This window comes from Streptomyces sp. NPDC111802 (assembly GCF_055634335.1).
In genome coordinates, this window is sequence record NZ_JBVKCZ010000176.1 from 1 (window position 1) to 2530 (window position 2530).

The following is a 2530-nucleotide window of genomic DNA, read 5'->3' on the forward strand; positions in this document are numbered from 1 at the left end:
GTACGACACCGACGCCTCAGCCTCCACCGCGAGCCCATCCCAAGACGACCTACATCAAGATCATCTCACGCCCCCGCAGACAACTTGATAGCGCCACGCCAGGCGGTGGGCGGTGGAAACAGGCTTCCGAGAGATCAAGACCTACCTACGGGGCTCGCACCGCGCCCTGCGCGCCACAGACCCCGAGGTCGCCCGCCAGGAACTGTGGGCCTACCTCATCGTCTACCAGACGATCCGCCTGATCATCTGTCATGCCGCCCTGCGCGGGGAGGACCTCGAACCCGCGAGGATCTCCTTCACTGCGGCCCGAGACGCGGTCCGGAACTCGATCACTACCACGCCCCGCGACACCGAGGCGCACTGCGAACAGCTCTACCGGGACCTCTCACGACGCGTGATCACCAAACACGTCACCTGCCGGACCTGCCCGCGCATGGCCAAGAGGCCGCTGTTCCATTTCCCCTCCCGGCAGGCCTCCACCGCCCTCACCTCGCAAACGTCACCTACCAACTCTCCATCACCACACCGGACACCGCCGACACACAGGCGCCACATCAGGCTGAACAGCAAGATCCACCCTGCCCTGCCGCCCAGCCCCGCGCCGCGTAAGTTCCTGGCATTGGGTGCGATTCCCCTCGGCTACCCGACCGCCTCCGCGAACTTGACAGCACCACTTCCCGGTTTCCAACACGATCCGTCCCGCACCCTCACGAAAGGGCGCGTTGTACGACCGTCGCTTCCCACCCATGACCCTCAACTTCAGTCACACCTCCACGCTACAAGGGTGCGTACAGACCCCGCGGCGCTACGCAGCGAGCATGTTGCTAACATTGCTGTTACTAACATTGCCATTAGTCTCCTGGGGGGAAGTGTATGGAGGTCAGCAGACATGGTGGATTTCGTCGGTCGCCGACAAGAGCTGGCAACGCTGGAGCGCGAGCTGCAAAAGGTCACCGCGGGGGTCAATGCAGAGCGGCCAGGCCGGTGCGTGATGCTGCGTGGGCGTCGCCGGGTGGGCAAGTCGCGGCTGGTCGAGCGGTTCGTGGAGCGCTCAGGGGTGCCGTTCTTGTTCTACGCCGCCACCGGCGCGTCCCCTGGGGGTGATCTGGCACGGCTGGCCCGGGATGCCCAGGCGTCGACGCTGCCGCTGGCACAGCTGGTGGCCGCCGCGAGGCCGGACAGCTGGGACGCCGCGTTCGATGTGTTGGCCGCGGCACTGCCCACCGACGAGCCGAGCGTGCTTGTGATCGACGAGGTGCCGTACCTGATGGATGCCGCCGGCGCCTTCGAGGGGATGCTGCAGCGGGCCTGGGACCGCGCGCTGGAGACCAAGCCGGTGCTGCTGATCCTCATCGGCTCGGATCTGTCAATGATGGAGGCGCTGAACAGCTACGGCCGCCCCTTCCATCAGCGTGGCCGGGAGATGGTGCTCGGGCCGCTGAACCCCGCTGAGGTGGGGCGGATGCTGGGGTTGGATCCTGCGGAAGTCTTCGATGCGGCGCTGGTCACCGGCGGGCTGCCGCTGATCTGCGCGGAGTGGCAGCACGGCGCGGGGCTGTGGGACTTCCTCGGCGAGGCGCTGAATGACCCGGTCTCGGCACTGCTCGTGTCGGCCGAGCGCTCGCTGGCTGCGGAGTTCCCGCCGCAAGCTCAGGCACGTGCGGTGCTGGCGGCGATCGGCAGTGGCGAGCGGACCTTCACCAACATCGCCCGCGCGGCCGGCGGGATCGGCGCCACGCCGCTGAAGCGAGCGCTGGAGCTGCTCACCGACAAGCGGATCGTCGCTGCGGAGCTGCCCGTGTCCCTGCGCCCGTCGAAGGATCGCCGCTACCGGGTGACGGATCCCTACCTGCGGTTTTGGCTGCACCTTCTCGGCCCGTCCATGGGTGAGATCGAGCGGGGACGGGGCGATCTGACCTTGGCGCGGATCCGGGACAACTGGACCAGCTGGCGCGGCCGAGCCATCGAACCGCTCATCCGCGAGGCGCTCGCCCGGATACTGCCCGACGACCAGCTGCCCGCCTCCCCCGCAGTTGGTGGCTACTGGACCCGCACCAACGACGTCGAGATCGACATCGTCGGGGCGGACCGCGCCCCCATCGCCAAGGAGCTGCTCTTCGTCGGTTCCATTAAGTGGCTGGAGCATGCGCCTTTCGACCGGCACGACCTGGCAGCCCTCCATCGCCACCGCGCCGCACTCACCGCCGAACCCGTCCCGGTCGTGGCGGTCTCACGCAGCGGCGTCGACTCTCCGGGACTCGACGCCGTCTACGGCCCCGACGACCTGCTGAGCGCTTGGCCGCTGTGAGCAGCGGATCGCTGACGCGGCAACGAGGTTGGGGGCCTTGTCATGGCATTGTCACGTTAATCTGGGCTCGTGAGACGATCTTGGTGTTGATCGTCTCACGAGCCCAGATTAACGTGACAATGGGTGCTGATGCCCCTATGGATGTCAAGTAGTGGCTTCTGCGGGGGCCTGATGGTCAGGCGCCTGCCTTGTTAGGACGATGAGCCGGTAGATCTCTCGTGC

At 66.9% G+C, this 2530-nt stretch carries 1 protein-coding gene; it reads left to right on the plus strand.

What is annotated here, in order from left to right; all coding sequences use genetic code 11:
- Positions 1-889: 889 nt before the first annotated feature.
- Positions 890-2308, plus strand: a complete 1419-nt coding sequence (locus tag ACZ7NC_RS45140; protein ID WP_471498157.1) for an ATP-binding protein — start codon at positions 890-892, stop codon at positions 2306-2308.
- Positions 2309-2530 lie beyond the last annotated feature (222 nt).